General features: G+C 37.0%; 27 protein-coding genes. 2 read left to right on the top strand and 25 right to left on the bottom strand.

The window, feature by feature from the left end:
* Window positions 1-3: 3 nt before the first annotated feature.
* On the bottom strand, window positions 4-252 hold the full coding sequence (locus BWP33_RS06285) for a hypothetical protein (RefSeq protein ID WP_002643029.1): 249 nt from the start codon (window positions 250-252) through the stop codon (window positions 4-6).
* A gap of 10 nt (window positions 253-262) precedes the next feature.
* Window positions 263-868, bottom strand: coding sequence for a LexA family transcriptional regulator (locus BWP33_RS06290; RefSeq protein WP_002643030.1), 606 nt, complete (start codon window positions 866-868; stop codon window positions 263-265).
* Window positions 869-979: 111 nt separating this feature from the next.
* Between BWP33_RS06290 and BWP33_RS06295 the strand changes: the two genes are divergently transcribed.
* Together BWP33_RS06295 and BWP33_RS06300 are read left to right on the top strand one after the other, a co-directional pair.
* On the top strand, window positions 980-1171 hold the full coding sequence (locus BWP33_RS06295; RefSeq protein ID WP_155999668.1) for a helix-turn-helix domain-containing protein: 192 nt from the start codon (window positions 980-982) through the stop codon (window positions 1169-1171).
* On the top strand, window positions 1164-1748 hold the full coding sequence (locus BWP33_RS06300) for a KilA-N domain-containing protein (protein ID WP_002643032.1): 585 nt from the start codon (window positions 1164-1166) through the stop codon (window positions 1746-1748). The genes BWP33_RS06295 and BWP33_RS06300 overlap by 8 nt, the downstream gene beginning before the upstream one ends.
* 420 nt (window positions 1749-2168) lie before the next feature.
* Here the strand turns inward: BWP33_RS06300 and BWP33_RS06305 are convergent, their stop codons facing one another.
* The 23 genes from BWP33_RS06305 to putA all read right to left on the bottom strand — a co-directional run bounded on the left by BWP33_RS06305 (window position 2169) and on the right by putA (window position 23185).
* Window positions 2169-3107, bottom strand: coding sequence for an IS110 family transposase (locus BWP33_RS06305; protein ID WP_002643033.1), 939 nt, complete (start codon window positions 3105-3107; stop codon window positions 2169-2171).
* Window positions 3108-3514: 407 nt separating this feature from the next.
* On the bottom strand, window positions 3515-3835 hold the full coding sequence (locus BWP33_RS06310) for a hypothetical protein (protein ID WP_002643035.1): 321 nt from the start codon (window positions 3833-3835) through the stop codon (window positions 3515-3517).
* Window positions 3836-4145: 310 nt separating this feature from the next.
* Complete coding sequence (locus tag BWP33_RS06315; RefSeq protein WP_002643036.1) at window positions 4146-5138, bottom strand: IS110 family RNA-guided transposase; 993 nt, start codon at window positions 5136-5138, stop codon at window positions 4146-4148.
* Window positions 5139-5283: 145 nt separating this feature from the next.
* Entirely contained in the window at window positions 5284-6366 is a 1083-nt protein-coding gene (locus tag BWP33_RS06320) for a zonular occludens toxin domain-containing protein (RefSeq protein WP_002643037.1), read from the bottom strand.
* A gap of 3 nt (window positions 6367-6369) precedes the next feature.
* The gene (locus BWP33_RS06325) at window positions 6370-6654 is read right to left on the bottom strand and encodes a DUF2523 domain-containing protein (RefSeq protein ID WP_002643038.1); all 285 of its coding nucleotides are present in this window, start codon (window positions 6652-6654) and stop codon (window positions 6370-6372) included.
* A 2-nt stretch (window positions 6655-6656) separates the two neighbouring features.
* A complete protein-coding gene (locus BWP33_RS06330) occupies window positions 6657-8303 on the bottom strand; it encodes an IgG-binding virulence factor TspB family protein (protein ID WP_104930342.1) in 1647 nt (548 codons plus the stop codon).
* 345 nt (window positions 8304-8648) lie between these two features.
* The gene (locus BWP33_RS06335; RefSeq protein ID WP_002643006.1) at window positions 8649-9008 is read right to left on the bottom strand and encodes a hypothetical protein; all 360 of its coding nucleotides are present in this window, start codon (window positions 9006-9008) and stop codon (window positions 8649-8651) included.
* Window positions 9009-9025: 17 nt separating this feature from the next.
* Window positions 9026-9256: a major capsid protein gene (locus tag BWP33_RS06340; RefSeq protein WP_104930343.1), complete on the bottom strand. Its 231-nt coding sequence runs from the start codon at window positions 9254-9256 to the stop codon at window positions 9026-9028.
* Between the two features lie 93 nt (window positions 9257-9349).
* A complete protein-coding gene (locus BWP33_RS06345) occupies window positions 9350-9658 on the bottom strand; it encodes a hypothetical protein (protein WP_002642621.1) in 309 nt (102 codons plus the stop codon).
* Window positions 9655-11058, bottom strand: a complete 1404-nt coding sequence (locus BWP33_RS06350) for a replication initiation factor domain-containing protein (RefSeq protein ID WP_244903115.1) — start codon at window positions 11056-11058, stop codon at window positions 9655-9657. Before BWP33_RS06350 ends, BWP33_RS06345 begins: the two co-directional genes overlap by 4 nt.
* A 301-nt stretch (window positions 11059-11359) precedes the next feature.
* On the bottom strand, window positions 11360-12214 hold the full coding sequence (locus BWP33_RS06355) for a zonular occludens toxin family protein (RefSeq protein WP_002642619.1): 855 nt from the start codon (window positions 12212-12214) through the stop codon (window positions 11360-11362).
* Window positions 12215-12498: 284 nt separating this feature from the next.
* Window positions 12499-12783, bottom strand: a complete 285-nt coding sequence (locus BWP33_RS06360) for a DUF2523 domain-containing protein (RefSeq protein WP_002642618.1) — start codon at window positions 12781-12783, stop codon at window positions 12499-12501.
* A gap of 3 nt (window positions 12784-12786) precedes the next feature.
* Complete coding sequence (locus BWP33_RS06365; protein WP_081578996.1) at window positions 12787-13245, bottom strand: virulence factor TspB C-terminal domain-related protein; 459 nt, start codon at window positions 13243-13245, stop codon at window positions 12787-12789.
* Between the two features lie 1296 nt (window positions 13246-14541).
* Window positions 14542-14829 carry a hypothetical protein gene (locus BWP33_RS06370; protein ID WP_002642615.1) on the bottom strand — a complete coding sequence of 96 codons (288 nt, stop codon included), beginning with the start codon at window positions 14827-14829 and terminating at the stop codon, window positions 14542-14544.
* Window positions 14814-15290 (bottom strand): hypothetical protein, encoded by a 477-nt coding sequence (locus BWP33_RS06375; protein ID WP_002642614.1) that lies wholly within the window; start codon window positions 15288-15290, stop codon window positions 14814-14816. The genes BWP33_RS06370 and BWP33_RS06375 overlap by 16 nt, the downstream gene beginning before the upstream one ends.
* Before the next feature lie 76 nt (window positions 15291-15366).
* The gene (locus BWP33_RS06380) at window positions 15367-15597 is read right to left on the bottom strand and encodes a major capsid protein (protein ID WP_002642613.1); all 231 of its coding nucleotides are present in this window, start codon (window positions 15595-15597) and stop codon (window positions 15367-15369) included.
* Between the two features lie 92 nt (window positions 15598-15689).
* Window positions 15690-16037, bottom strand: a complete 348-nt coding sequence (locus tag BWP33_RS06385) for a hypothetical protein (RefSeq protein ID WP_002642612.1) — start codon at window positions 16035-16037, stop codon at window positions 15690-15692.
* Window positions 16038-16118: 81 nt separating this feature from the next.
* A complete protein-coding gene (locus tag BWP33_RS06390; protein ID WP_002642611.1) occupies window positions 16119-16334 on the bottom strand; it encodes a hypothetical protein in 216 nt (71 codons plus the stop codon).
* A gap of 3 nt (window positions 16335-16337) precedes the next feature.
* The gene (locus tag BWP33_RS06395; protein ID WP_002642610.1) at window positions 16338-16667 is read right to left on the bottom strand and encodes a hypothetical protein; all 330 of its coding nucleotides are present in this window, start codon (window positions 16665-16667) and stop codon (window positions 16338-16340) included.
* A gap of 10 nt (window positions 16668-16677) precedes the next feature.
* Window positions 16678-17964: a replication initiation factor domain-containing protein gene (locus tag BWP33_RS06400; protein ID WP_002642609.1), complete on the bottom strand. Its 1287-nt coding sequence runs from the start codon at window positions 17962-17964 to the stop codon at window positions 16678-16680.
* A gap of 85 nt (window positions 17965-18049) precedes the next feature.
* Window positions 18050-18436, bottom strand: coding sequence for a hypothetical protein (locus BWP33_RS06405; protein ID WP_002642608.1), 387 nt, complete (start codon window positions 18434-18436; stop codon window positions 18050-18052).
* A 112-nt stretch (window positions 18437-18548) separates the two neighbouring features.
* Entirely contained in the window at window positions 18549-19475 is a 927-nt protein-coding gene (locus BWP33_RS06410; RefSeq protein ID WP_002642607.1) for an IS5 family transposase, read from the bottom strand.
* A gap of 107 nt (window positions 19476-19582) precedes the next feature.
* Complete coding sequence (gene putA / locus BWP33_RS06415; RefSeq protein WP_002642606.1) at window positions 19583-23185, bottom strand: bifunctional proline dehydrogenase/L-glutamate gamma-semialdehyde dehydrogenase PutA; 3603 nt, start codon at window positions 23183-23185, stop codon at window positions 19583-19585.
* Window positions 23186-23429: the final 244 nt, after the last annotated feature.

The raw sequence follows: 23429 nt of genomic DNA on the forward strand, positions 1-23429 counted from the left end.
TTCCTAATCGGCAAATAAGTCTGGACGCTCTATTGCGTATTCATAACGTGGCAATTCCCATTCTGTGCCGTCTAATTGTTGCCATGCGTCTAAAAATTCTTGCCATTCAGGCAAATAGCTGGAAATAGAAACCTGTCCTGTTGTGGGATTTTGGTGTGCCAGCATGGGTTGTTTGTCTTTGATTTTGAAATTTTCAGGCAGCTTTAAAAAGGCTTGCCCGTTAATGAACACCGTTTCGGCAGTTAATTGCATAATGATTCTCCTATTGCTCGTTTACTTTCCACGCGGTTACGCGCCCAATAATTTTTACTTTGTCCATAGGCATTTTTTTATTTGGGAATAATGGATTGTCGGTATTCAATAAAATTTCCTGTGTTTCAGGCTGACTGAATACACGGCGATAATATCGTTTGCCGCCACACTCCACCAAATAAATTTTGCCGTCCACAATATCGGTTTGATTTTCATCTATCCAAATTTCGCTTCCTTCTGGAATATGGGGCAAGGGCTGGCAAAAAGCATTGTCGCTAATTTGTGAATGCGACTCCTTGTTTTTCAGACTACCTGAATTTTGGATAATACTAAAATTATTACTATCTCCAATTGTGGCACTGTCGCCAAATTTTACCCCTGTGGCATTGATATTTGTATCACGATATTTTTTACCTTTCCCGTCTGCTAACCATTGAGTTGAAAAATGGGTTTTCTTTTCAAAGGCAATCAATGGTTTTGCTCCTAATCCTGTTTCGCCCTTAAACCATTGATTAACTAATCCTTTTGAGACTTCTGCAAAGTTAGCTAAATCTTGTTGTGTTTTTAAATTGTATTCCTTCATGACTTCTTCTAATCGGTTTTTTAGCGTGTTCATGTTGTTGTCCTGTGAAAATAATTTAGAATTCTAAACTATTTTGAGTTTAGAATGCTTGACTTTTGGTTATTTAGTAATCTATACTTTGTAAAGTTTTCTAAATAAGGAATAATGATGGACAATATACATACGCGTTTTATTCAAAGATTGGGTGGCGTGAAAAAGGTTTCGGAAATTTGTGGTGTAACCAAAGGGGCAGTTTCTCAATGGAAAAAACGCCGCATTCCTTTGGCACAAATGAATTTTTTAAAAGAAAAGTTCCCTAATGAATACAGTCAAATTCAGGAAAAACAAGATGAATGAAATGATTATTTTGGATAAACCAATCCGCCAAGTGAATGGCTTGTATTGCTTGAATGACTTGCATAAAGCAAGTGGCGGTAAAGAAACGGATAAACCTGTTTACTGGTTGAAATCAAAGCAACTCATTGAACTTATTGAAGAATTAAACAAAGTAAGAATTCTTACTTTGGAACAAAATCAACAAGTTATTAAAACCGTAAAAGGCGGTAATCAAGCAGGCACTTACGCTTGTCGTGAATTGGTTTTGGCTTACGCTACTTGGATTTCACCACGCTTTTTCTTGCTTGTGTTGCGTACTTTTGATTTGGTGGCGCGTGGCGGTATGCTGGCGGTAGGCAAAATTCAGCCGATTGCCGATTATCCACCGCCTGCACCGTGGCAGCCTGAACCCGTATTGCCACGCCCACCGCGCAATCTAGCAGAAGCCCGCACCCTGTTTGAACAAATTGACCACGCCGAAAAGCACATTGAAAGCGAATTTAACTCAATTGTGGTACAGCGTAGCCAGCTACACGCAATCAATCGCATGACCCGTACTTGGCGCGAATATTGGCTAACCGTGGAAAACGACCAGTAACAATTTCAACCTGTTCTAGCTTCCAGACCTTTTGGCTAGATTTTCGCCTACCCTTTCCTTGCATTGGGGGGGCTTTTTTTGCCTTTTTTCTCTTAAATATATGGTGAATAATGAATAAATCTATTGATTTCTCAAACATTTCACAGGCAGAAACCTTTGCAAAACCCCAAAACAATTCATTTGTTTTGAGGTTTTCACTATTTCAACACAAACACAACAAAATCAAGCAAAATAATCACACCAATCTCACTATAACAGCCCATTTTCAGATAGTGTATTATTTGTAAACAGTTATTTACAGAATAATTTGTAAATAACTGTTTTTATTATACATTAAATTAATCAGTTTTAAAAGAATGCAAAAAAGCACTAAGGCAAAATTAAACCTTAGTTTTCAAACAGTTTTTGCGCTAACTGCCTTTAACCAAATTTTCTTATATCGTAAACTTGCCCTTTCGTGTATAGATTAAATGCCAAAACTGCTAATTTTCGCATAATTGCCACAATAACGACTTTTCCACTTTTGCCTTTTTTCTCCAGCCTGTCAGTCATCTTTTTAAACACGCCCATTCTATAAGCAACTACAGCAGGCATATATAGAGCAGTTTTTAATATTCGGTTTCCATACCTAGACAACTTTTCTTTTTTATTTACGCTCGTGCCTGATTTTCTTTGCTGTGGAGACAAACCAGCAAAAGCAGTAAATTTGTTGGCAGTTTTAAAATCAAACATGGTTAAAAAATGAACCAATACCCTTGCAGTTGTTTCAGAAATAGCAGGAATAGTTTTCAGACGATCTTTTTCTTCTGATTTGGTCAGTTCTGATAATTTTGATTCAGTCGTTTTAATATGCGCTTTCAATTCAACAAGCTGCTTTTTCAGCTCTATTTCAATAAATTCATCTTTACAGTTTTTTTGACGATTCATCAAAGCAGTTTTCTGCTGCTTCAACTGGTTAATATAGCTTAATAACCGCTTAACCTGATATTGCTGTTCAGTTGGCTTTTTATAAGTGCCATGCTTCTTCAAAAGCTTCTCTTGGCAATATTGAGCAATTAACTTACAGTCTTGTTTATCCGTTTTTGTTTTTTGAAATTCTGTTTCTGCAAATTTGCTAATTTTTAAAGGATTTGCAACAGTTACTTGAAACCCATTTTCCACCAAAAAATCAGCAAAGTTTTCATAATAATTTCCAGTTGCTTCCATGCAAAAATGATAATTGCAAGGATTATCAGATAATTTCTTTAATAATTTATTAAAGCCTATCTCATTGTTCTGAATTTTGATGTAAGTTTCATTTTCATCAAGTATTTGTACATCTATAGTTTTTTGTGAAATATCACTTCCGACAGCAATCATTTTTAATTTGTCCTTACGATACAGGCTAAAAGCCTATTGATAGTGTTCAATTTTGCATTTTGTTCAACCGCTCAATTCTGAAATATAATCTTCTTGATTTGGCTGCCTTACGAGCTTTAGGTTGTAGGGTGCGCAAATGAAAAATACCCTAGCGATTTTTCGCTAGGGTATTATAAATTCAGGGAATACTTTTATAAATCATAAAAAGCATTACAGAAGAATTTAAAATTAAACTGTACAATGAAAAATGCTTCAAGTAAAGAGAAGTCTTAGGATATTTTTCATATAAATCATTAGCAAGAATAATTAATCCAATACATAAAAAAGATTCACAAACAGTAAACATGAAAGCAAAATTCAACATTTCTTTAGCCATTTTAATGCCCTAAAAAGAAAATATACTAATACTATTTCTTAACCTGTGCAACTTCTACAGCATCGGTGTTATTTTCTGTAAATACTTCAGTTTGCTCATCTGGTAATTCTTCTTGAAGTTGATGATACTGTGTCTGTTCGCGATATGGGTCAAAAGGCAATCCGTCTTTTACATACTTTAGGCACAAATCAAACGGTATTTCAGGAATTTTTGTAGCTTGTTCAGTGTAGCAATTACAAGATTTTTTTGACGATTGGACACAAGCTACTACTTTCTCAAATGTTTTAACCTGTCGTACTGAATCGTAAATGGGTTTAGATTCAGGCTTCTCCGGAATAGTCGGTTTAAACATAATAGATACTGTAATAAATGTCAAGTGAAAAATCAAAATAAATTATTGGCAAAACCCATTTCGCAACATTTGTTTGTTTAATCATCAGTCCTTTTAGTTATCACATCATTCAGGGTGAATGCTAAACGTTAAACAAAATTAAAAAAGCGCGTCAAGGTTAAAGTGAACGCAAGCGACCTTGACGCGCTTTTTTAATTTCGTTCAACTACGCATACCCCCTGAACGATGCGATAACGGACTGATGATTAAACAAACAAACATTGCTACATTAGCTATTTATTAAAATAATGTGGCATCGAGCCACATTATTTTAAACCCCCATCTCTTCTGCTCCTACGTCCTGATGACGTTTAACATCAAAGTATGTATTGTTCTTCAAGCAAGTATAAGCATATTTGACTAATTTAACCATCATCAATACATAAACTTGCTTAGGGTGCTTTCCGCGCGCTAAATGCGCTTCAAACCAAGAACGCCACAACTTACTTCGAGTACAAGCCGCGCGGGCGGGCATATAAAGAGCTTTACGAATAGGACGGTTACCCATCTTAGAAATTGTAGATAAACCTTTCTTATTCCCTGAATCACGAATAATAGGAGACAAGCCAAGCCAACTAACTAAATGGCGATATGTTGGAAATTTGTCCAGATCAATCATAACACTTAATAGAATTTGCGCTGTTGTTTTACCAATACCAACAATGCTTTCTAAAATCTCTTGCTGTCTTTTCAAATTCTTACTTTGATTAATTAAATCTTGTATTTCACGCCTACACAACTCAACTTGTTTAGACAAGAAATCAATCATTTGATTAATTGAGTGTAAAGCTACAGAATCGGCAACACCTAAACGATTTTTTTCCATTATCTGCATTTCTAAAAGCTGCTCAATTCTTCTATGCAAACTTTTCAATTTAACCTGTTCAGCACTTTCAGGCTGCCATTTTTCAGGATTCTCTTTCACGCAAAATTCAGCAATTAATTTTGCGTCTTGCTTGTCTGTTTTGACACGCTTCAATTTAAATTGCGCGTAAGATTTAATAATTGAAGGATTTACGACGCTCACTAACGCGCCATTTTCAAATAAGAATTTTGAAACTGGCAAATAATAAACATTCGTTGCTTCACTGCAAACATGAATTGTATTCAATCCAATTTTATACTTTGCAAATTGTGTCAATAAATTATTAAAACCATTTGAATTGTTATCAATAATAAAATTAATTGCTTCATTGTTAATCAATAAACAACAATCAATTTTATTCTTACTAATGTCTAAACCTAAATGCGCTTTAATTTCCATTTCAAACCTTACAAATAAGGGCTTTATCCCAAGATACCGTTATGATTAAAATAAAAAATGTATGTGCCAATCTATCATAATAATTTTAAATTAAGGTAGCAAATATGCAGGCATCACACATTTAAAATAATACTAAATAAATCTATCAATTTACAACTTCTTCTCTTTGGGCAATTTCTTCAGGCTGTCTAATATTTTGTGATTGCTGCTCCCTATATGGATTAAAAGGCAAACCTTTTTTCACATACTTTAAACATAATTCATTGCTAATTTCAACCAATTCAGTAGCTTGATCTGAATAACAAGTGCAATTAGTACCCATATTCACACAACCAGCAACTCGCTCAAATGTTTTTACTTGTCTAACATTGTTATACAACGGCTTGGTTTCGGGCTTTTCCGAAAGCGTTGGAATCAACATTTCAGGCGTTATATTCTGATTATTAGCATAATTACTATTAATAGTAGATTGTTGATTCATTTGATTAATATTATCATTTTGTGAAATAGGCTCACTAGCAGCCTGAACGATAGATTGTTCAGTTTGATTATTTACATTTTTATCATAAACCTTAAATACATTATAACCTTTCCATATAACAAAACCTAATATAACAAACAATGCCCAAAATGCTAACGGTATTTGCTTTTTAAATTTTTGATGCTTACTTGAAGATTTATAATATTTAAATGCTTCTTTTGGGGGCGACCAATTCGCTGATTCTGTACCGCTTAAGCCGGCAGGATTATCTAAACTTGTAACGCACTTAAACCACCAATACTGTTTCATACCAATGGCTTTACGTTCAAGATGAATATGTTTTGAAACTAAATTACGTACAAATACATCTAGTTGGCTTGGGTGCTGCGTCATTAAAATTAACGTAAAGCCATCATGCCTAAGCTCAGAAAGTTTCTGTATATACTCAGGAACTTTTTGAGCAGCAGAACGAACAGGATATGTCCAATGCGCCTCATCAACAATTAAAACAGCCCCAGTGGGTAAAATTTCATCAAGTGGAGCGGATTGAATTTGTTCTTTTGTTAATTCATGCGCATTAAATTTAGCTGAATCCAATCCGTCAATATGAGAAAAATAAAGCGGTCTATCAATTACAGTACCGTCATCTGCACAAGTTTTAAATAAACCATCTTCATTTGTTAATATCATATTAACAGCCCTAGACGTTTTACCAGTCCCCATATTTCCAGTTATTAAATAAATCATAAATTATCTCGGTAAAATAAATGTTAATCTATTCAATAATTTCATAGACACCCAAAAAGCAAAAGCACCAAAAAGATAGTTCAAACCTTGACCAAAACCACCAATCAATAATAAATTATAAATATCAGCAGGCATTGAATTAAGTGCATCTTTCGTATAGTTTTTAAATTTGCTTAATGCGATGGCATAGCCAACATATGAAACAAATGTCATGCCTGTAGCAATAATTATCCTAACTATCAAAAGTTTCAATAAAATCGCTAACAATGGAATCAAAGCTAATGGCATCATCAATCCTTACGCAAGCTGCCAAACGTTAAATAAGCAGATGCTAAAATAAATGCAAATAAAATGATAAATCTAACCATACCCATAAATTTACACAATGGCTCATAACTCAAAGAAAATTGTTTTCCTGAAACATAAAAAACCTTAGGTGCAGGACAAACACCATCACTAGGTAAAAAATTATCTTCTGACCAAGTTGTCTCATCTGTTATCGATGGAATTTTAATTTCATCAAATACCCCTTCTTCAACTTTCCCCATTTTTTCACACGCTAAAATATTAGGATACTTATCACACAAGCCCTGTTCGTCTTGAGGTTTTTTATTGTCCGAATTATTTGGATTGGTTGGGCTATTCGGGTTGGTTGGGCTATTCGGATTGGTTGGGCTATTCGGATTGGTTGGGCTATTCGGATTGGCTGGGCTATTTGGATTGGTTGGGCTATTTGGATTGGTTGGGCTATTTGGATTGGTTGGGCTATTTGGTTTAGGAGCTTCAGGACTATTAGGCGTTAAATCTGGTCGGGGAATTGTAGTTTCTGTTACTTTCGTTTTACCCAAACCTCCATTTGCGTCTCCTGAAGTTTGAAAATTGAAACGTGTCTGAACCGCTTTACCTGTTTCATCAGTATAAGGCGGAGTTTGTGCAACTTGATCACCCGAAACAACAACATTTGGAGGCGTTATATCAGGAATATTATCATTATCATCAACCGATGCCCCCACCCAAGCTGTTGGGTTTTTATCAGCCTCACGTATCAATTTTTCCTCATATTTAGATAAATCAATAGGCAGCTCATAATAACCTGAACCAAATTCAACATCTCCATTTTCAAATCTACTAATTAAATCAAGAGTTTTATGTTTCATAAAAACATAACAACGCCCACCGTCCCAAGGAAAGTTCTCACGAGTTAAATCATACTCAAAATGAGAAAACTGATAATCTTCTACAAAACGATTACTTTTCGAAGAAGAATAGCAAAGCATTTTGCCATTATATCTCTCATTCTCAAGAGTCAATGTATCAGGCATTAACATAACTTTGCCTCTCTCAAGACAATCTTCACCACGCGCACCAATAGCCAAACAAGCCCAATTTCCTTTACCAGCTTGAACGTATTCATCACGTTTAGGAGAATAAAAAGGCACTTTATCAGGCGGTAAAGGCTTTGAATCATCGTCTTTACTTAAAGCATCTGCAATTAGGGTTGCCGCAAACAAATAAACATTTGCACGAGAAGCTATAAAAGTACCTGCATTTTTTGCATATCTGCCATATTTAATAGCATTTTGCATAACACCGTTGACTACACTTCTTTTAGCAACCGTTTGTGTTACATTTGCTGATACTGTACTAGCCGATGGTACACCTGCAGAACCTACTATTTTAGTATTAATCGGAGTATTAATACGATAATCATTTTTTAAAGTTTTATCATGGAGAACACTGTATCGAGTAATAAAATTTCCATTAGAATCTCTAACAGTATAATTGCCATTATTTCTTGGTCCAGAGAAAAGAACTTCGCCATCTCTTACTGGCACAATAAAATCAGTAGTAGATGCCATTACAAATGTTGAATTTAAAATCGCAAAAATTACGACCATAAAGACCATCAAGGAGCGAAACATCGTAGCATTTTTCATTTTTATTTTCTTCAATAATAATTAATGAATTATCGGAGAATTTCACATAACATTTAGAATCTCTAAAAGCATGAAAAAATGGTTTTATTGCAACCATAATATCTAATTTATCATTTACAGAATTATTAAATAAAATGAATTCCTTAATGAAAATTTTAGATAAAGGAGTATTATAAAAATAGCTTTCGCTATCCAAATGCGATTTAATTTCCAATAATTTTTCTTCATTAATAAACATTTCAAACCTTTCAGGCTGCCAAAAAATCTGAAATCTACATTAATCCTTAAACAACATCAACCCAATTAATAGCGGTAAACCAAATCCCAAATAAAACCAAAAATCCATCATCTCAACAACCTTTTAATAATAATGACAAAATAACACGCCGCCATCACACCAAAAATAGCCCAACCCAACTCATAACCATCTTTAAAATTTTTACTAGCATCACAGCTAGGGTAATTAATATTAATTACCTTACCTTGCAAAAACCATTGCCCTTTAATATATTCGGGTCTGATTAACTCAACTCCACCATTTTGTAAAGGTTGATTTGGCGGCAACCTTTTCAAAAATTTAACAGGCGGATAAGTTGCAACAGTATTTGTTTTTTGAGAAATGATAACAGGGGCAACCAAGCTAAAATACACATTATCGGCATCTTGTTTGGTTGCATAACATGTATTTCCAACTTGGTAACCCATTTCACAACACCTAACTATTAACGCAACAAGCGTTTCACGATAGACATCACAAACAACGCAGCAATCACGCTAACAACCAACCAACCAGCTTCTAAACCGTCAGCTTTCGCAGCAGAAATGGCATTTTTAACATCATCAGGCAAAGCTGCATTTGCAGAAATCGCCAAAGACATTAAACCAGTACCAGTAACAACTTTTACGGCGTTGATACGTGGGGTGTATTTTTTTAATTTATTCATCATTTTCATGATTAAATCTCCAAAAATTATTAAAAAATAGGCTGCTTCGTGGGGTTTTTGACGTGGCAGCCCAACACGTCAAAATAAAAAATCTTTCAGGCTTTAAGACTGCGCTGTTTTCTGCTTTTCATTCTGTAATACTTGCAGCTTCGTTACTAAGTTAACAGTATTATTGCCTTTTTTCACTGGTGAAAATTCAACTTCAACTAAACAAGGCAATTTGCCACGCAAATTAATTAATTCACTATGCTGCTCAGATTTGCCAAATTCCAACTCAACTACATCAACACCAAACTCTTTTTCCTGATGTTCATAAACTGGAACCTCGATATAAAGGCGTGTATAGTCGTATTCTTGACCGTTTTCCGTTTTTCCTTTGTTCCATTTGATTTTACGAAGTAATGTTTTCATGATGTTTCCTTATGTTTAGGGTTTAAATTTTGTTGCTTATATTGTCCGTAACGAAGATGCAAATATTCATCATAAGTCATCGACTCTTGTAGCTCTCTTGTAAAACCTTTTCCAAATACTGCCCTTAAAAATAAATCCGATTTCAAATTGTTACGAAATTGCTTCAATTCTTCGGTATTCACTTTAGGCTTTTGTTCTTGTTGAATTTCTGATTCAACTAGCTTTTTTTCAAAAATATAATTTCTTAAATCAATATCGGATGGTTTTCTCTTGTTTTCTTTTATAAATTCAACAAATGGATAACCAGCATCAAATGCGTTAGGGTGCAATCGTTTATTCATTTTTGCCCCTACGTTTTCAAGAAGTTGAACAATCTCTTGTTCTTCAAAACCCATAAACTTTAATGTTTTAATCGTTGGGCTAACTTGAATTGACGCGTGATGAAGCATATGCTCAACACTGATTTCTTTCATTTTTTGGATTCGATCAGGCTTTTTTAAATCTTCAGAATACTGGCTAAACAACTCTTCACAAATTGGGTACGCCCCTGTTAAGTATTCACCAGGATTTAACAAAATGTCATGCTCAAGCACAATATCGCGGTTTCGCATTTGCAGTTCAAAACGAACCCAAGAGCTACTCCTGTCTCCCTGCTCAATGCCCTTTTCATAAACGCGAACCACGCGAGAACCATTTTTACGACTTCCAATATACAAAGTCCGCCCACCGTCAGGCGCATTCAGCCAGCCCACTCCAGCCATTTCAGCGTTAGGCTGTGTATTTCCTGATTTAAATTTACCAGCAGCCCAATCAGAATAGGCTTGTAATGGCGTATATTCGCCTTTTAAAAAATCATGTGCTAAATCAATTCGCGTTATTTTGCATGATGGCGCATAATCCTTTATCCAGTCATAAAGACGATTTTCCCATCCGTCCAAAGCTGCCGTTAAACCAACACCCGAAACATAAATACAAACAGTCCCACCTTGTTTATCTCCATTACCCCAACCAAAAAATCCGTATTTAATGCGTTCATCAGACTTCAAACCCATATTGGCTGTTTTAGGGTAACCATTACGACCGTTTCCACGACTTGAAAAATAAAAACCAAAAATTTCAAAAAGCATGGTTTCAGCATTGGCTAAAACAAGCTCATCTTCAGCATCTTCACTTTCACATTGAACACTTTGTTCTAAAGTTAAAAGAGAATATTTTGAAAAAGTAATAGTGATGGTATCTATATGTGCAGACATACCCACACCTTTACGTAAAGGAACGGCTTTAATTTCGCCATTAACCATTACATAATGATTTTGTATTTCTGAAATATGACTTACCCCCCCTTGTTTCACAGGCTTAAAATTTTGTCCCCCCGTGTTACTAGTGGGGGGTGGCTGCACCGCTCCGCAGCCTGCTGCGCACGCGCTGTCTGTCTGCGCATCGGCGCAGCCACTTTCCACAAAACCTAAAGAAGCAATCAAACGCTCATATCCACGAATCGCACTAGATTTGCGTGTATAATCCTTTACAAATTCGCCATTAACATATAATGCAAATTTGCCTTGTTCAGTTTTCACAATTTCATAATTCATGTTTTGTAAACTAGACATAATTAAAGCCCCACACTTTAAAAAATAAAGTAGGGGCTTCAATCAGCCTTAAATCAAATAATTGCTTAAAAGCAAAAGATACTTGTTAGATTTACAGCCCCCACAGCAGAGGCTCTAATATATAAGGCTCAAGCGATTTTACTGCTTGATTATTATCATTAGAAGAATCAATTTGATGATTTGGAACTGTATCCTCCGCAGGCATTTCTTGTGCTGTCTGTTCATCATTAGAATATTTATCATGCATTTTAGAATAGGTTGAATAACTAAAATAAACCAGAGCAGGCAGAAACAAAATTAAAAATATCAGGCTTTTTGGAATTCGACGATTAACCTTAGTATGAACTTCTGCACTTTTGTACATATCAAACGCTTTTTTAGGCACGCTGAATTGTCGTTCAATGGCACGGTCAATATTGGTTTTGCTATCAGGTTGATCTACACACTCATTCCATTCATAGAGTTTTCTACCAACGGCTTTAATAGATATATGCATGTGCCGTTGAACTAATTTTCTGACAAATGGGTCTAAAAAACTTGGGTGTTGGGTAATCAGCACAATATCTAAACCATGATGTCGATGTGTTGCCAATGCTTCAATATAATCAGGCACTTTTGAAGCAGCAGAACGGGTACCCATCAATCTTTGCGCTTCATCAATAATAACGAGTGAACCATAAGGCAAAAAATCTTGTAATGGCTGGTTTTTAATTTGTTCATCCAGTAATTCTTGATGTTGTATTTTTAAATCATTGATACCATTTACAAATAAAGGACGTTGTTTTTTTACGCCATCTTTATCGGTAAAATGTGTATAGCTTTGATCTGACATTAAAATAGAAATAATATTTGATGTTTTCCCCGAACCAGGAACGCCAGTTTGTAAAATAATCATTTTTTCCCCTTGTAAAAAACCGTTATAAATAAAATAATCTTTATGACCCATTTCACAATTTGCGCATTATCATCAGTCTGTTATCGAACCATTCAGGTTATATGCTGACGTTTAACAGATTTGCAAAAACGGTCAAGGTTAAAATGAACGCTGCGCGACCTTGACCGTTTTTGCAAATCTGTTGCACTACGCATACCCCTGAACGATGCGATAACGGACTGATGATTAAAAACGCGCAAATCGTTTCATTAGCTATTCATTAAAACTATATGGCATTGAGCCATATAGTTTTAAGACCCCATCACTTCAGCTCCCACGTCCTGATGATGAAAGCCTTAAGATTTCAGCCCTACTGTGAATTTGGATACAGAGGACATAGTTGCATTAAACATGAACGCTCCTAAAACAATACCTAAAGCTTGCCCTGTACCAGCCATCATTAATAAATTAAAAGCATCGGATGGTATACTATTAAAGTTTGATACTACATAATTAGTTATCATATCAAATGCAGTTTCAAAACCTTTATATGTAATGAAACCTAAGCCAAGCGCGACCATTATTTTTGAGCCAACCCAAACTAATAATTTTTGTAGAAGCGGTAATAAAAGACGACCCATTTTTTAATCCTTTCTAGCACTAAAAATAATAAAACCAGCGGCAACAGCAGCTAATGCAATAATCAGTCCCCTAATACTCAAGGCAAATTCACAAATCCAGTAATAAGAAATTTCATAAGTACGACCCATTACATTAAATTGTTTTGGAGATGGACAAGTTCCATGAGTAGGTAGAATATTTTTGACTTCAAATTTTGTACCGTCTTGCTGTTCTTTTTTTAGAACATCTGAAAAAGGATTGCCAGCAGATTCTTCAACACCGCCAGCTTTCATACAAGCTAATGATTCAGGATTTGTTTCACAAACATTTTTACCAGCTTCTGCCTTATCGCCATCCCCTTCGCCTGAAGAAGAACCTGTACCATTACCACCAATACCAGCAGCAGAACTGCCTTTACCATCTTTACTATTATTTTCACCAGCCCCAGCTTCAGCAGCCTTATCAGGACGTGGTTTTGAAATAACAGATACATTATTTTAATTTGAGATACGCCCGAGCCACCCGAACTTGCTTGCCCTAAAGTACCAGATGGCGTTGCAATAGATGAATTAGTTGCAGGTGTAGATAAAGTTACCGTATCTTGCATCGTGTTTCCATTTTCATCACGATACGGATCGCTAATAGCGGTAAATAATCCTTTTCCATTATCAGGATTTAAAGTAATGTCAGCAGGTTTAGAATCATCTTTAACCGCATTTAAGGCAGCTTCAGCTTTTGTAGCTTTAATAGCATTTCTCAACTCTTTACCCAGTGAAGACTTAGAATTTACATAAGGCGTAGGATTTTCTTTAATATCTTGAATTACTATATTTTCTAAATCTATCATTGTTAAATTTTCAGGCTTAACATCTCTATATTTAGCGACCATCATTTTAGTAAATTTGCAACCTGAATAAGCTAAATTTTCATTAACTACAAAAACATCTTTAACACACGGTTCATTTCTATTTTCATATTCTTCTTTCTTTTTTGACATTTGATAAGCAAATTCAGCAGCAGCTTCAAATGTTGAAAAACCCTTATCAGTAAATTCAATACTTCCAGGAGATTTAGGGTACTTAACAACATATTTTACTTGTTTAACAAAATTTCCGTTTGCATCTCGTTCATAACCCTCTTCAGCTAGCCTTGAACAAACACCAAAAGGCAATTGAAAATAAGACGGTGCAGAAGAAATAAAATAATTGAATCCACAAAAATTAATTAATGCAGTAGCAACAGAAGAAGCACAAAGAGAATTTGTCAAACATCTCGTAACGGCAGGCGGAATTAAATCAACAGCAATTGACCCAGCTACCCTAACAAAAATACCAACAGCGGGCCAAAATGTTTTTTGATTATTAAATTGACCATTATTATGAAAAATTGGGCGAACAAGATACTTTTCATTTTTCTGTTTTTCTGTTAACGCAATATAAGTTGTATTTTGCACATTGAATTTACTGGCATGTCTTGTTTTTAATGTAATTTTACTGGTTACAAATTCAGCATTAAGGCTTTTTGATGCTTCATTATATTTCCACGCTCTATTTTCAAATAAACTCGGCTCAAGGTTAAAAGTTAATTTACCGTTCTCAGCAAAAGCATAATTTCCACCCGTAAACTGGATATAATTTTCAGCTTTCAAGCTGCCTGAAATAAAAGCTAGGAAAGTAAATAACAAGAATAAAATTTTTCTCATCTCTAATCTTTCATAAACATCACATATGAAATTAATACAACTAATCCAAATCCCAAGTAAAAGTAAAAATCTTGCATTACCAAACCTTTTGAATCATTTTAATAATTAAATTAACCGCCCATAAACCTATAAAAATTGACATGACAAAAAAGCCAATTAATGCACCGTCTTTAAAATTCTTCTCAATGCTGCATTCAGGCAAATAAGCATGAATTTCTTTACCTTGATAAACCCAATTCTTGCCATCAAATCCAATTTGACTTAATTGACCATCTGCCAAAATTACAGGCACGACTTGAGAGAAATAAGCATTTTCAGCTTCAGCTCTATTCGCATAACAAGTATTTCCTACTTGATAACCCATGATTCTTTACTTTCATCATCTAGTTTTTCATTTTCAGCTTCTTGCAACTCTTGTTGAATTGCTGCTTCTTCAGCTTCCATTTCTGCAATAATTTGTTGTCTTTCTTCAAAATCAAATTCATCTTCATCATCATCTAATTCATCAGCAATATCATTTAAATCATCATAAAATGCTTTCTGTTTTTCACGAGCTTCAGCAGCTTCTAATCTCAATTTCTCTTCTTCTTCACTACGAGCTAAACGAATTTCAGCCAGCCTTAAATTAATTTCATCAATTCTTGCCCGAACTTCTTGGCGTTTTTCCAGTAAATCAGCATGTTCAGATTTATCTTTATAATCAATAACCAAACTCATGATTGATAAACCAAAAATAATCACATAAATACCAATTACACCCCAACCCACCACACCTAAATCAGATAAAACAGTTGTAAATGTTTCTTTTAAAATTTCTATAATCATGATTTATTCAACCTTTAAAAAAAGTGGCTACTATCAACAAATTAATTATTAATAGCAGCCACCGTTTAAAACGCGATTATTTTAAAACACGGCGAATAAGCATTAAGGCAAAAATTGAAACAATAATGCCCAAAACAATACCGCCAACAGATAACGCATCTGCTTTTGCATCCGTCAAAGCACTTGTAACTTCAGCAGGAACAGCAGCATTTGCACCAACAGCTAAAGCCATCAAGCCAGTAGCAGCAGCAGTTTTTACAGCATTTACGCGTGTAGCGTATTTCTTAACAGAATTCATGATTTTCATGATTTAATTCTCCAAAGTTTAAAAAATTAAAAAGAAATGGGCAGCTAACAAGGGGCATTTGGTACGGCTACCCAACGCACCAAAAATAAATTTTAAAAATGAATTTCATCATCTAATTCATTTAATTCATAATCTTCATTAAATCCGAGTGTATCGTTTAAAAATTCATCTGATTCATCTGATTCATCATATGATTTATATTCAAAATAATCTTCATCAGAAACAGCTAAACCATCAATAGTATGAAAATATTCCCAATCATCACTATCATATCCTTTTTCCATTATCATCAAATCACCATCTTCATTTTCATAATGAACAACAGGATTTGAAATTAAAGAATCTTTATTTTCTTGATACCATGAATCAAAATCTTCACGAGTATCAAATTTTTTTATAATAGGATAATCATAATAATCGTATATATATGCAGAATACATAATTCAATCAATCCAATATAATTTAAAATTAGGCTGCTTCGCTAGTTTTTTGACAAAGCTGCCCAACGCGTCAAATTCCATTTATTCCTTATTTACGGATTCATAAAATTTAAAAACACTAAAAACACCACCAATTTCATCAACCCCTGCTTCAAAAGCAGAGTCATAATTGTCATATTTTCCAGCCATCGACAAATAAGGCATTTGCTCAATACCACCTAAACCGTCAGAACATAAAAACTCAAAAGTCTCAAGGTCTTGAACAACAAAACACTCTTTGAAATCTTTAGAATTCATACATTACTCCTTTAAATTTAAAGGTTTGGGAATGCGAATATCTTTAATAATGCGCTGCGCTTTGCCGCTCGAATTGGTCGTTTGCTGAAATGCAACTTCAATATTGGCAGGAAAATCAATACCTCTAAAACGCATAGCATTTAAGGATTCGCCAAATTTAACTTTGGCAACACCAAAACCAATAGCCCCTTTTGATTCATCAAACGGCGCAACAATAAATACATTGCAGACATCAATTTGATTTCCATCAATCACGTTTTTAAATGGAACAACGCCCATTACAATTACTTTTTCATAATTTAATTGGTTAGCTTGTTCTTTAAAATTCAACATTTTTTACCTTTCATGCTAAATATTTCGCATATTTAGAAAATAATTTATCAATGAGCTGCCGAGCTTCTATTTCAGCAACTCTGCTTATTATTGGGTTATCAGATTTAGACTGGTTATACTGAAATTGCCATTGTTCAACTTCTTCGTTAAATTCTTGCAGAGCAGAGCTACTAAGCCGAGTTTGTTGAATTTTTTCGCATAACCAATCCATTTCACTTTGCTGAGAGCAACCTGCTTTCTCTTCAATCAATCCATGATGCTGATAAGTAACTTGCTTAGCAGTACAGTCATATTCCAAAGGTTTTAAACCGCTCGGATACTTTCCAGCTTCAGCAATTAAAGATTTAACAATTCGTTCATAATCCCAGCCCAAATCAAACAAGTAGCGAACTAATTTTCCAACTTGATTTCTACCATGAAAAATCTTTTGATTTAACGTGGTTTCAGCTTTTAAATTAGTCGATTCAATCCGTTTTGAAACTGCATTCATGAATTTTTCGCCTACCTTGTAAGCACCTGCAAGGTATTGACCTGTATTAATCAGCATATCGATTGGAATTTGACAATCATTCTTGCGAAACTCTATTTCAAAACGTACCCAATCGCTATTTACATCGCCAAGCTGTTTGCCTTTTTCGTACACCCTACAAAATTTAGACGAGCCACGACGACCGATGTAAAGTGTTTTGCCTGTTCCGTCATTGTTAAACCAATCCGTACCTTCAAGTTTGTATTTTGGGCGCATTCCGCGAACGTCAAATAAACCTTTTTTATAATAGCTCAATGCTTTCAGCGTATTAAATTCGCCTTGAAAAAAATCAATCGCAGCATCTAAACGCGAAATTTGAAATCTTTCAGCCGTCAAGGCAAATTGATAAAGCCGTTGCTCCCAACCATCTAAGGCAGCCTGACAACCCACACCCGACAAATCAATTAAAACTGTTCCACGCTGTCCACCAATATGAACAGTTCCGTAATTGACTTCAGACGAACCGAGCTGATAATAGGCGTTGTAAAAGAATTTACCTTTACCTTGCTTCTTTTCGCCAATCCCAAAACCGAAAATTTCTTGTAAAACTTCACTAATATAATGAATGTAAACTTCATCATCAGGTTCAGTCATAAAGACAACATTTGATGCAGCCAATCTATCTCTAAACGTACTTTTTGAAACCGTGAAAGTTAGGTAATCAATGAAAGCAGAATCAGCCCGACCACGTCTCAACGGCACTTCTAACAATTTGCCATTAACTGATAAAACATAGTTAAATTTTTGGATTTGAAAATCTAAACTCATAAAGCCCCTTTTTAAGAGTTCAACTTTGTTTTTAAATGGTTTTAAATCCCTACTTAAGGATTTTGGTTTATGAAGTCCCCCCCTATTAGCCTAGGGGGGGCTTCGCGCCACCCCCCGCGCTGGCGCACTGTGTCAGCGCGTGTGCTGTCGCTTCGCTCTGTTTATTACTGTAAGCAAATTTTTCACGAGCTACCCAAATCTCAAAGGCTGACTTTTCAGATTCAGCTTTAATCACAGAAAAATCATCCGACATGAAAGAATATGTTTTATCATCAGCATCTTGAACCGTGCCATCAGCATAAACGCGAAAATCAAGTAAATCTTGCTGTTCAGACGCAACAACGCCCACCGATTGAAGTTTTTTCATTCGGCGGACGGCTGAATCTTTGCGCGTGTATGTATTAATCAAAACTTCGTCTTGATATAATGCAAAACGCCCATCATCTTGTTTAATGATTTGATAACTAGACATGATAAAAGCCCCTAAGTTCGGTAACTAAGGGGCTTTTGAAAGAAATTTTAAAACAATATACGAGCCCCTTAAACTTAAGGACTAATAATATATAAGGCTGCCTTATGCCCTTTCAGGCAGCAATCGGCGCAACAAGCCTTAACTTGTTTGCCGCTTTGAGCAAATTCAAACAAATCACTTTCAAACCCATTTGCCCTTTGACCTTTTCTAGCCCAAAATAACTCGCACGCTTACATCTAAATATGCGATGCAAAATGGCAAAACTCTGTTCTACACGATAACGGATTTTCGCCAACTCCTTATTGCGCTCAATATCTTCACGCATCAAAGGTTTCTTGCGATGTGCTTTACGCATAATACCGTCTACTAATTGATTTTTATCCAAAAATTCGCGATTGGATTGACTGTCGTAACCTTTATCCGCGTACACTTTGACACCCTGTTCAACCTTGTCCAACACGGTTTCTAAATTGTTCACATCAGATGCATTCGCTAGCGTAACGTGAAACCCCTCTTCATCGGTACGTGCATGAAGTTTGTAGCCCAAATACCAATGCTTGCTTTTGATTGTCCATCTTGCGTCTTTGTCTTTACTGGCGGGGGTTTGGATCACTTCTTCGTTCTCATTGATTTCAATGGATTTTTTAAGTTTTCCACCTGCAGTTTGAATAATGGTCGCGTCCACAATCGCCGTTTGCGCTTTTTCTACTTTGAGTTGATTGTGGGCCAGTTGTTGGTTGATTTGTTGATAAAGTTCGTCTGCCAAACCTTCTTTAATTAACCAATAACGCGTAACCAAACTGCATTCCAATTCTGGGTCAGACAAACTGTGCCATTGTCCGAGCAAAATGGCGCGGAACATCGGTAGTAACGGATAGGCAGGACGACCGCCGTTGTCGCATACATAGTTTACTTTATGGTTGGCGAGCGTTTGTTCAATGGCTTGCCAATCCAGAAGTTGGGTGATTTTAAGTAATGGGAAACGGTCTGTGTATTGGTTAAGTAGGGTTTGGGCGGTGTGATAGAAAAAGCTGGACATGGAAAAATCCCCTAAATTTTTGGTAACAGAAATTTAGCGGATTTTTTGGGGTTTTGCAAAGGTTTCAGGCTGCTTTTTTATGGTTGTTATATATTTAACTGATTGAATTATTTATCACTAATTGCCATCAAGCTGGCGTTACCGCCTGCTGCAGTGGTGTTGATGCTGCATGAAATTTCTTCGTACACACGCGCCATGTCCAAACCCCAACGCGCATCAATCACACGGACAATTGCTCCATCGCGTTGTGCCAATTGTTGACTCAATTCGCTTGACAAAATGTCCAAAGCCACCCACGTTTGGATATGAGGTTCGCCAACTAAATGATTGGAAACACGCAAAATATGCCCCAATTTCGCTTGGTATGCAGTCAATGGCGAATCCGCCGCCACCACCACTTGCACACCAGCCGCCGCCAATTCAATCAACGCTGCAAACGCATTTGCCACATGTCCACCATATAACGCCACTTGTTTAGGTGCATGCCAACGCAATGTATTGCGCTCGCCTGTGCAGCTTGGCAACAGCATTTCTGCGTCTCGCAATGTATAAACACGCGCTTGCCCCAATTTGCCAGCCAGCGACAATTTTACATCTGCCGACACGTCCAAATCGTGTAAGGCTGCCTGAATTTTGCTTAATGCGGTTTCGTCTGCTGTGCCTAATTGGGTTAATTTGGGTAATGCCCAACGCGTCAAACGACTCAAACGCTGCAAATAAAACGAACCGCCAGCTTTCGGACCTGTGCCAGACAAGCCATGTCCGCCAAATGGTTGTACACCCACTACCGCGCCGACAATATTACGATTCACGTACACATTGCCCGCTTCAATGCGGCTGCGAATGTGTTTGACAGTGTGGTCAATGCGACTGTGAATGCCATGTGTTAGCGCGTAGCCTTTTTCGTTGATGCGGTCAATCAAATCGTCTAACTCATTGGCGCGATAGCGAATAACGTGTAATACTGGCCCGAAAACTTCACGTTTTAAATCATACAAATTATTCAACTCAAACATAATTGGCGCAACAAACGTGCCTTGGTTTTCAGGCAGCCTGATTTCATGGTGCGACAATGCAATGGATTTCATTTTATTAATATGATTCAATAAATTATCTTTGGCTTCTTGGTCAATAACCGCCCCCACATCCACTGCCAAATCAGACGTATCGCCCACACGCAATTCATTCATTGCGCCTTTAATCATGTCAATTAATTTGTCTGCGATGTCTTCTTGCACGCACAGTACGCGCAACGCCGAACAACGTTGCCCTGCGCTATCAAACGCCGAATTTAACACATCCGCCACCACTTGTTCAGGCAGCGCGGTGCTGTCCACAATCATGGCATTTTGTCCGCCAGTTTCGGCGATAAGCACAGGATAATCTTGACGTTTTGCCAGAGTCTGGTTAATCAGTCGCGCCACTTCGGTTGAACCTGTGAAAATCACACCACTAATGCGTGCATCTTGTGTCAAAGCCGCTCCCACATCACCAGCACCCAAAACCAATTGTAATACATCAGTCGGAATACCTGCTTCATGCAGTAATTTTACTGCGAAGTGTGCAATCAAACTGGTTTGCTCGGCAGGTTTGGCTACCACTGCATTACCAGCCGCCAACGCCGCTGTTACCTCGCCGACAAAAATCGCCAACGGGAAATTCCATGGGCTAATTGCCACCATCACGCCTGCACCTTTGGCTTTTTCAGGCAGCGTGGTTTCGCATTCGTGTGCATAATAACGTGCAAAATCAATCGCTTCACGAACTTCGGCGATGGCATTATTCAGAGTTTTTCCTGCTTCGCGTACCGCCAACATCATCAAAGTAGGCATATCGCGTTCCATTAAGTTGGCAAATTTTTTCAGGCAGCCTGAACGTTCGGCAGCAGACGTATTTGCCCATTTTTCTTGTGCTTTGGTAGCAATATCAATGGCTTCTTTCGCCAAATTCACGCTGGCAAATGACACGTTACCAACCACATCATCATGATTAGCAGGATTCAATACAGGATGTGAAGTGGCGGATTCACACGAATTGCCATTAATCAACGAGGCTGCCTGAAACGAATTCGATAAAGCTGCGTTATTCATGGCGTGTTGTAAATTTTGTAATACTATCTCATTGGATAAATCGACACCGCGTGAATTCAAACGCGAGTCGCCATACAAATTCACAGGTAAAGACAACGCACTGTGTTGATGAATCCCATCGGCGGCAAGGGTGTCAAATGGACTGCGAATCAAATCTTCAATGCTGATGTTTTCATCTACAATTTGATTGACAAATGAAGTATTTGCGCCATTTTCCAACAAACGGCGTACCAAATACGCCAATAATGTTTCGTGTGTGCCAACAGGTGCATACACGCGTACACGTCTGCCTAAATTTTGTTCGCCAACCACTTGGTCATACAAGGTCTCGCCCATGCCGTGTAAGCATTGGTGTTCAAATTCTTTGCCTTTGCCCATTTGGTAGATGGCGGCGAGCGTGTAGGCGTTGTGGGTGGCAAATTGTGGGAAAATGGCGTCTTGTGCGTCCAATAATTTTCTTGCACAAGCCAAATAGGAAATATCAGTATGAACTTTGCGTGTGTAAACGGGATAGCCACTCATGCCATCAACTTGCGCCCATTTGATTTCGCTGTCCCAATATGCGCCTTTAACCAAGCGAATCATGAGTTTTTGTTGATTTTTACGCGCTAGGTGAATTAAATAATCAATGACATATGGACAACGTTTTTGATACGCCTGCACCACAAAACCAATACCATTAAATCCAGCCAAATCAGGGTCGGACACCAATTTTTCCATCAAATCCAATGACAATTCCAAACGATTGGCTTCTTCTGCATCAATATTTAAACCGATATTGTATTGTTTGGCTAAAATAAATAACTGCTTGAGTTTAGGCAATAATTCTGTCATTACGCGTTCGTGTTGAGCGCGGCTGTAGCGTGGATGAATCGCTGATAATTTAACTGAAATGCCGTTGCCATCGTACACGCCAGCATTGCCAGCATCTTTGCCAATGGCGTGAATCGCATTGACATAATCTTGATAATAACGCTCTGCATCGGCTGCGGTCATCGCTGCTTCGCCCAACATATCAAACGAATAGCGATAACCCATTTTTTCGCGTTCTTTGCCATTTTGCAGCGCTTCGTCAATGGTTTGACCTGTAACAAATTGTTTACCCAGCATTTTCATGCCATAGTCCACGCCTGCACGAATCAACGGCGCACCGCCACGATTCAAAATACGGCTCAGGCTGCCTGAAAGTTTTTCGGTATCGGTAGTGGTTAATTTTCCTGTAATCAGCAACCCCCACGCAGCCGCATTCACAAATAAAGATGGGCTGTTACCCAAGTGGCTTTGCCAATCGCCTTGTGCTAATTTATCTTGAATCAATTTGTCGCGAGTAGCGGCATCGGGTACGCGTAACAAGGCTTCCGCCAAACACATCAACGCCACGCCTTCTTCGCTGGATAACGAAAATTCATGCATCAACGCGTCTACGCCATTGGCTTTTTTGCGATTTTCGCGCACTTGCGTAACCAGTCGTTTGGCTAATTCGTGGGCGGCGGTTTGTTCGGATTCGCTTAACTGTGCTTGTGGCAGCAAATTTTGAACGGCTTGAATTTCATCGCAACGATATGCCATTGTAATAGCTTGACGCAATTCACTTTGTTCGGGGTGTGCAAATTGAAACATGGTCGGATTCCTTGGAATGAATGGAATGAAGAATTGTTCAGGCAGCCTTTAATAATACGATAATAATACGACAAAAAAAATTTTCAGGCTGCCTGAAAAGGGAATGTGATATTGTAACGATTTTTTCAATAAAAGCCTATTTTTGAGACGACCTGAAAGATAATCCGATTAATTGATTGATTGAGTTTGGCTTCTACTTGAAAAAATAATCCGACAAAAAAACATCATTTTTGATGATTTGTAA

Source organism: Simonsiella muelleri ATCC 29453 (assembly GCF_002951835.1).
GTDB lineage: Bacteria > Pseudomonadota > Gammaproteobacteria > Burkholderiales > Neisseriaceae > Simonsiella > Simonsiella muelleri.